Source organism: Streptomyces phyllanthi (assembly GCF_009377205.1).
Lineage (GTDB): Bacteria > Actinomycetota > Actinomycetes > Streptomycetales > Streptomycetaceae > Streptomyces > Streptomyces phyllanthi.
This window is the reverse complement of the sequence record NZ_VJZE01000508.1, coordinates 1-6,254: the sequence shown is the minus strand read 5'-3', so window position 1 is coordinate 6,254 and position 6,254 is coordinate 1. Positions and strand designations below refer to the sequence as shown.

8 protein-coding genes are annotated in these 6,254 nt (G+C 70.9%); 4 read left to right on the top strand and 4 right to left on the bottom strand.

Features of this window, described 5'->3' with window-relative positions; translation table 11 throughout:
* The coding region (locus FNH04_RS39480; protein WP_194236965.1) for an ATP-binding protein at positions 1–493 on the top strand (493 nt) is incomplete at its 5' end.
* On the opposite strand, the gene erm is transcribed toward FNH04_RS39480, so the two are convergent.
* Together erm and FNH04_RS39470 are read right to left on the bottom strand one after the other, a co-directional pair.
* Positions 490–1,263, bottom strand: a complete 774-nt coding sequence (gene erm / locus FNH04_RS39475) for a 23S ribosomal RNA methyltransferase Erm (RefSeq protein ID WP_152790864.1) — start codon at positions 1,261–1,263, stop codon at positions 490–492. The genes FNH04_RS39480 and erm overlap by 4 nt on opposite strands.
* 301 nt (positions 1,264–1,564) lie before the next feature.
* Positions 1,565–2,584, bottom strand: coding sequence for an alpha/beta hydrolase (locus FNH04_RS39470; RefSeq protein WP_152790862.1), 1,020 nt, complete (start codon positions 2,582–2,584; stop codon positions 1,565–1,567).
* Positions 2,585–2,771: 187 nt separating this feature from the next.
* Between FNH04_RS39470 and FNH04_RS39465 the strand changes: the two genes are divergently transcribed.
* Together FNH04_RS39465 and FNH04_RS39460 are read left to right on the top strand one after the other, a co-directional pair.
* Complete coding sequence (locus FNH04_RS39465; protein WP_322725185.1) at positions 2,772–3,230, top strand: MarR family winged helix-turn-helix transcriptional regulator; 459 nt, start codon at positions 2,772–2,774, stop codon at positions 3,228–3,230.
* 234 nt (positions 3,231–3,464) lie between these two features.
* Positions 3,465–4,496 carry a hypothetical protein gene (locus FNH04_RS39460; RefSeq protein WP_322725186.1) on the top strand — a complete coding sequence of 344 codons (1,032 nt, stop codon included), beginning with the start codon at positions 3,465–3,467 and terminating at the stop codon, positions 4,494–4,496.
* Positions 4,497–4,508: 12 nt separating this feature from the next.
* Here the strand turns inward: FNH04_RS39460 and FNH04_RS39455 are convergent, their stop codons facing one another.
* Complete coding sequence (locus tag FNH04_RS39455) at positions 4,509–5,030, bottom strand: hypothetical protein (RefSeq protein ID WP_152790861.1); 522 nt, start codon at positions 5,028–5,030, stop codon at positions 4,509–4,511.
* Positions 5,031–5,171: 141 nt separating this feature from the next.
* The gene (locus FNH04_RS39450) at positions 5,172–5,663 is read right to left on the bottom strand and encodes a hypothetical protein (protein WP_152790858.1); all 492 of its coding nucleotides are present in this window, start codon (positions 5,661–5,663) and stop codon (positions 5,172–5,174) included.
* A gap of 239 nt (positions 5,664–5,902) precedes the next feature.
* Between FNH04_RS39450 and FNH04_RS39445 the strand changes: the two genes are divergently transcribed.
* A partial coding sequence (locus FNH04_RS39445; protein ID WP_152790866.1) for a helix-turn-helix domain-containing protein occupies positions 5,903–6,254 on the top strand: 352 nt, incomplete at its 3' end.

Here is a 6,254-nt window from a genome sequence, read left to right as displayed (position 1 = left end):
GCCCACCCCCTCCCTGGATCGCCAGGCGCAGACCGTGGTCGACGCGCTGGTCCCCGCCCTCCCGTACGACGACGTGGTCCTGCTCCTGGCCCGGACCCGGCGGCTGGCCCCGGACAAGGTGGCGTACTGGGACCTGCCGGCCGACCCGGCGCTCGTCTCGGAGGCCCGCAAGACCACGACCCGGCAGCTCAGCGCCTGGGGCCTGGACGAGCTGGCGTTCACCACCGAACTGGTCGTCAGTGAACTGGTCACCAACGCCATCCGCCACGCCACCGGCCCGATCCGCCTCCGCCTGATCCTCGAACGCACTCTGATCTGCGAGGTCTTCGACGGCGGCGCCACGGCCCCCCACCTGCGCCACCCGCGCACCACCGACGAGGGCGGCCGCGGACTGTTCCTCATCGCCCAGTTCACCCAGCGCTGGGGCACGCGGTTCCTGCCGGAGGGCAAGGTGATCTGGGCGGAACAGTCGCTGACGGACACGCTCGGCTAGGACTTCTCCCCGAGTTCGAACAGCTCCGCCCACTCGCGGGCGCCGAGGCTGCGGGGCAGGGTGTCCGGGGTGACGCGGTGCCGGCGCAGCCAGCGCTGGACCTCGCGTCGTGGGAGTTCCGGGGCGCCGGTGGCGAGGATCCGGGCGAGGCCGTTGCCGCGGCCCGTGAACACGCGGCTCACGAAGTCCTGGTAGCGCCGCTGGTCCGGGTACGGGACGAGGGGGCGCGGGCGGCGGGTGAGCGTCATCAGTCCGCCGTCGACGCCCGGGCGCGGACGGAACGCCGAGGCGGGCACCCGGGACACCAGCCGGAACTCGAACCAGGGCCACCACTGCGCCGTCATCATGGTCGCCCCGCCGACACCGGCGCGCCGCCGCGCCACCTCCCACTGCACGAGCAGCACGGCGTCGGTCCAGCCGGGCGCCCGCAGGATGCGGCGCAGCATCACGGTGGTCTGGTGGAACGGCAGGTTGCCGACCAGGACATGGGGCGTCGACGGAAGCCTGAAGTCGAGGAAGTCGGCGTGGACGACCTCGGTCTCCGGGCCGGTACGGCGGGCGAGCCGCGCGGCACGCCGGCCGTCGATCTCGATCCCGGTCAACGGCCGGCCGAGCCGCTGCAGGGGCAGGGTCAGCGCGCCGTCGCCGGCACCGATCTCGATGATCGGGCCGTCGGTGCGGGACGTGAGGTCGACGAAGGTGTCGAGGACGGTGCGGTCGACGAGGAAGTTCTGGCCGAGCTCGTGTCGGCCGGGTCGCTGGGTGCGCAACTGATCTCCGCGGCTTCGAGGGGGAAGCCGGGCAGCGCGGAACGGCCGCCCGGCGGGGTCTCCGGAGCGGCGGATCACTTCGGGTTTCGAGTGATTCGAGTGTTCGAGTGAGGGTCCGCCGCTAGAAGCGGCGGGTCCTGGTCATCCCTGCGTTGGCGCACATGGCGGTCACGTTACCCAGGCTCAGGAGGTGTGGGGCAACCGGTTTTTCCTGGCCCGCGTGACGCGCGGCGGGCCGCCCACCGGTCGGCGTCGGTGGGCGGCCCGTGTTCCGGTGGCGGGCTCACGCCGTGCCGAGGACTCACGCCGTGCCGAGGGCTCCGCGCAGGGTGGCGACGGCCTGGTTGATGGCGGCCTCGGCGGCGTGCGTGCCGCGCAGGGCGTTGAGCATCACGAAGTCGTGGATGATCCCCTGGTAGCGCACGGCGGTGACGGGCACCCCGGCCTCGCGCAGCTTGTTCGCGTACGCCTCGCCCTCGTCGCGCAGCACGTCGGCCTCGGCGGTGATGACCAGCGCCGGGGGCAGGCCCCTCAGCTGCTCGGTGGTGGCGCGCAGCGGTGAGGCGGTGATCTCGTCGCGCTCCTCGTCGCCGGCCGTGTACTGGTCCCAGAACCACCGCATCGCGTCGCGGCGCAGGAAGTAGCCCTCGGCGAACTGCTCGTAGGAGCCGTTGTCGAAGGAGGCGTCGGTCACCGGGTAGAAGAGCACCTGCTGGACGAGCGGGACGTCACCGCGCTCCTTGGCCATGAGGGTGAGGGCCGCGCTCATGTTGCCGCCCACCGAGTCGCCGGCCACGGCGATACGGGTGGCGTCCAGGTAGTACTGGGCGCCCTCGCCGACGATCCAGCGGGCGACGGCGTAGTTCTGCTCGATGGCGACCGGGTAGCGGGCCTCGGGCGACAGGTCGTACTCCGGGAAGACGACCGCGGCACCGGTGCCCACGGCCAGTTCGCGCACGAGGCGGTCGTGGGTGTGGGCGTTGCCGAAGACCCAGCCGGCGCCGTGGATGTAGAGGATGACGGGCAGCGCGCCGGTCGCTCCCACCGGCCGTACGACGCGTACGCGGACCTCGCCGGTGGGGCCGTCGTGCACCGTGACCCAGTCCTCGGCGACGGCGGGTTTGTCGATCTCGTCCGACTGCACCTCGTCGACGACCTTGCGGCCGTCGACCGGGCCGAGGTCGAAGAGGTACGGCGGGTTGGCGGTCGCCTCGGCGAAGGCGGCGGCCGCGGGCTCCAGGACGGGACGGACGGCTGCCCGGGCGGTCTGGGCGGCTTCGGCGGTCTGGACGGTGGGGACTGTCTGGACGCTGTCGGTCATGGCGGTCGATCTCCTCGGATCGGGGTGCCGCGTGGGGGCTGGTGTCGGCGGTCCTGCCGGAGTGGGCGGCACACGGAAGACAATAGCGAGCTATTGAATTGTGCACAACTAATTCGTACTCGACAAATTGCCGCCCTATACAATCGAGAGGACTCGAACGACGGGAACGACGACCAGGAGCACCACCGTGACGACAGCCGGCCCCGAAACGACCCAGCAGGGTTCGCTCCTCCTGGACGACCAGCTGTGCTTCGCCCTGTACGCCGCCTCCCGCGCGGTCACCGCGCGCTACCGGCCCCTGCTGGACGAACTCGGCCTCACCTACCCGCAGTACCTGGTCATGCTGGTCCTCTGGGAACAGGACGCGATCCCCGTACGGGACCTAGGCATCGCGCTCCAGCTGGAGTCCAGCACCCTCTCCCCGCTGCTGAAGCGCCTGGAGTCGAACGGCCTGATCCGCCGTGAGCGCCGGCTCGACGACGAGCGCTCCGTGGCCATCCACCTCACCGGCTCCGGCGCCGAACTGCGCGCCCGCGCCGGCACGGTCCCCCTCGCCATCGGCGACGCCATGGGCCTGACCCCCGAACAGCACGCCACGGCCCGACAGTTGCTCCGCCTGCTCACGGCCAACGTGTCAGAGCGCTGACCTGGGTTCCTATACGATGCGCGTTCGTCCGTACCGTACTTCCCGGGAGAGTGTCCTTTGACCGTGGCGATCCACCCGACGTCCGAGAACGACGAGAACGAGGGGTACTGGGTCGAGCCGGCCGCCGAGTCCCGCGAGGCGGCCGCGACCGTCGAGGTCGCCGAGACCAGCGAAACCGGCCAGGCCGCGGAGACCAGCGAGACCCCCGAGGCCAGCGAGACCGCCGATGCCCCCGTGTCCGAGGTGCCCGAGGTGTCCGGCGTGCACGAGGCGGTGGCGCTGGACGCGCGGGAGTTCGGCGCGTACGCGCGGACCGGTGGCTGGGCGTTCGCGCTGAAGGTGGCGCGGAGCGTGCGGCCCGGCGGGCAGGCCGCCGGGGAGACACCGAAGGTGTCGGCGAAGGAGTTCGCGCTGCTGGCCGGGTGCTCGCCGGACCGGATCATGCGCTACTACAAGGCGTGGGACATGGCGGCCGACGACGGTCTGGTCCCGCAGTTCGAGGCCCTCGTCCCCGGTGTCGACATCGACCTGCCGGAAGCCGATGTGTGGCTGTCGTACTACAGCTCCCGCAACAGCGCCACGTCCGTGCGCGGTACGGCGATCGCGGCGGCCGCCGAGGCCGAGGGCATCCGCCCGACCAAGGCGCTGGAGGTCGCGGAGAACCCCACCGCGCTGCGCGCCGCGATCCTCGCCGACCCCTCCACGGCCCAGGCGGCCCGCGCCGCGCTGCTCGACCGGCTGCGGGAGGACCCCTCCCTCCAGGCCGAGCTGGCCCGTGACGTGGTCCGCACCGAGGAGCTGAAGAAGGCGGTCGCCACCGAGAACCGGTCCGCCGACCGCATCGGGTACGTCCGGCAGATCGTGGACAGCGGGCAGGTGAAGACCCCGGCGGGCCAGACGATCGACGCCCCCGCCGAGCTCCGCGCCGAGGCCGAGCGCCATCTCTCCCTGCTCGACGAGCTGGACGAGGACGAGAACCCGGGCGAGTGGGCCGCCGAGGCCTACGACACCGTGAAGTCGCTCGTCGCCGAGGCCGTCGAGGCCGACCCCGAACTGCGGGTCCAGGAGCGCCGTACGAAGTTTTACAGCAGCCTCCAGAAGGCCACGAAGGTCTTCGAGGAACTGACCCTCGACGACGCGGACGACCTCGACGACATCTACGAGAACGACATGCTCGACCAGCTGGTGGCCCTCCAACAGGCCCTCACGAGCTGCATCGAAACCCTGCGCAAGGCATCGACACCGACGGCGACGACGGAGGACTGAGCGGCTCCGCCGTCAGCGGGTGCTCGTGGTCTCGATGGCGGAGATGTGGTTGTACCGCTCCACCAGCACGAAGAGCCTGGTCTTCTGCGTCGTCTCTCCGCTGCCGAAGGTCAGGGTGACGATGACCTCATGGCTGTGACCCATGGTGCCGTTGTCGGTCACCGTCCACCGCGTCGGGACGTTTTGGGCACGCAGGACGCCGTCCGCCGCGTTCTTCTTCTCCCAGGCCGCCAGGCGCTTGGCGAAGTCGGGCGTCAGGTAGTGCTTGCGGAGCGCGGTGGCCAGCGTGACATCCGGGTCCGTGTAGTCGCCCTTCGCGTCGATGTACGCGCCGTAGAAGTCGGCGACCCGGGTCACCGCTTGGCCGGGCGTGCCGCTGACCGACCGCGGCGCGGCAGCGGACGCCTGTGCCGACTCGGACGGCTTGCCGCTGACGCTGCGCGGGGTCCCGGCGGAGGCCTGAACGGTGGCGCCGAGGCCGAGGGCGACGGCGAGAACGCCGGCGGTGAGAGCGGTGCGGGTCCTGCTGTTCATGTCTGTTCCCCGTTTTCGAGTGATCGAGTAGTCGAGTAGTCGAGTAGCTGACTGGTCAGGCTGTGGCCGTCCGCCTGCTGGGCCGCTCTCCCGCCCCCCGTGACGGGAGGGCGGCCACGTCGGTCGACGGTGACGCGGAGGCTAGGTGACGTCGCCGGAGTCGTCGTCGTTGTCGGCGTACCACCAGCTGGCGCACTGCTGGTTGCCGTTTCGCCGCAGGCAGGCCCGCACACCGTGGTGTGCTCCGTCGATCCGTTCGGTTCGCACGAAACCGTCACGGGACGCCGTGGTCTCGCAGTAGTCGTAGGAGCCCGCCTGCGAGTTGGTCCACCAGTAGTGCTCGGCACTTCCCGTGGCGACCCGGTGGGTCCGGTGGATGGAGATGACGTCCCCGGCTCTCGCGCCGACCGTCTGGAAGAACGCGGCTCCGTTTCTCCGCTCGCTGTACAGCTTGATGGTCGCGCCGTGAAGTGTCACGGGATAGTGGGTTTTGATCTCGGCGGTCACCAGGATGTTGTTGTTCCGGTGACAGGCGTTCGCGGCATGGGCGGTCGTGGGCGCGAGCAGCGGCACGGTTGCGGCCATGACGAACGCGCCCATGACAGCGGCGTAGGTTCTGGGTCTTCCCAGCATGCGGTGGATCAAGGCTTCCCCTTCTTGCTTCGCCCCGGAGGGCGTTTGGTCACCGCTGAGCATCGGCGGTCACCGGAGTCCGGCGCAACAACTGCCGCCCCCTTTACCGACGGTGGAACCATCCCAGTCCATCTGACGTGCAGGGACATGAGTGCCTGGGATACGGGATCGCGGGCGAACGACGGGCGGACGACGGGGGAACGGTGCCGATACGGGAGGAAGTCGAGGAGTTCGCGGCGATGCTGCGCCGGCTGAAGGACCGCACCGGCCGGACCTACGGCTCCCTGGCCCGCCGCGTCAGCATGAACACCTCCACGCTGCACCGGTACTGCGCGGGCGAGGCGGTGCCGCAGGACTTCGCGCCCGTGGAGCGGCTCGCGGTCTTCTGCGAGGCGACACCGGAGGAGCGGCTCGAGCTGCACCGGCTGTGGCTGTCGGCGGTGGCGGCTCGGCAGCGGGTGGGCACGGCCGGTTCGGCGAAGGCGGCGGAGGCGGCGGTTCCGGCACCGGACGAGGACGGGAACGCGGACGAGGACGAGGAAGTCGTCGAGGAGAACAGCTCCGCGGAGCAGCCCGGGGAAGATCCCGACC

Coding starts and splice junctions, on each gene's coding strand:
- FNH04_RS39470 (WP_152790862.1), bottom strand. CDS start 2,584: ATGACCGACAGCGTCCAGACAGTCCCCACCGTCCAGACCGCCGAAGCC.
- FNH04_RS39455 (WP_152790861.1), bottom strand. CDS start 5,030: ATGAACAGCAGGACCCGCACCGCTCTCACCGCCGGCGTTCTCGCCGTC.
- FNH04_RS39450 (WP_152790858.1), bottom strand. CDS start 5,663: ATGCTGGGAAGACCCAGAACCTACGCCGCTGTCATGGGCGCGTTCGTC.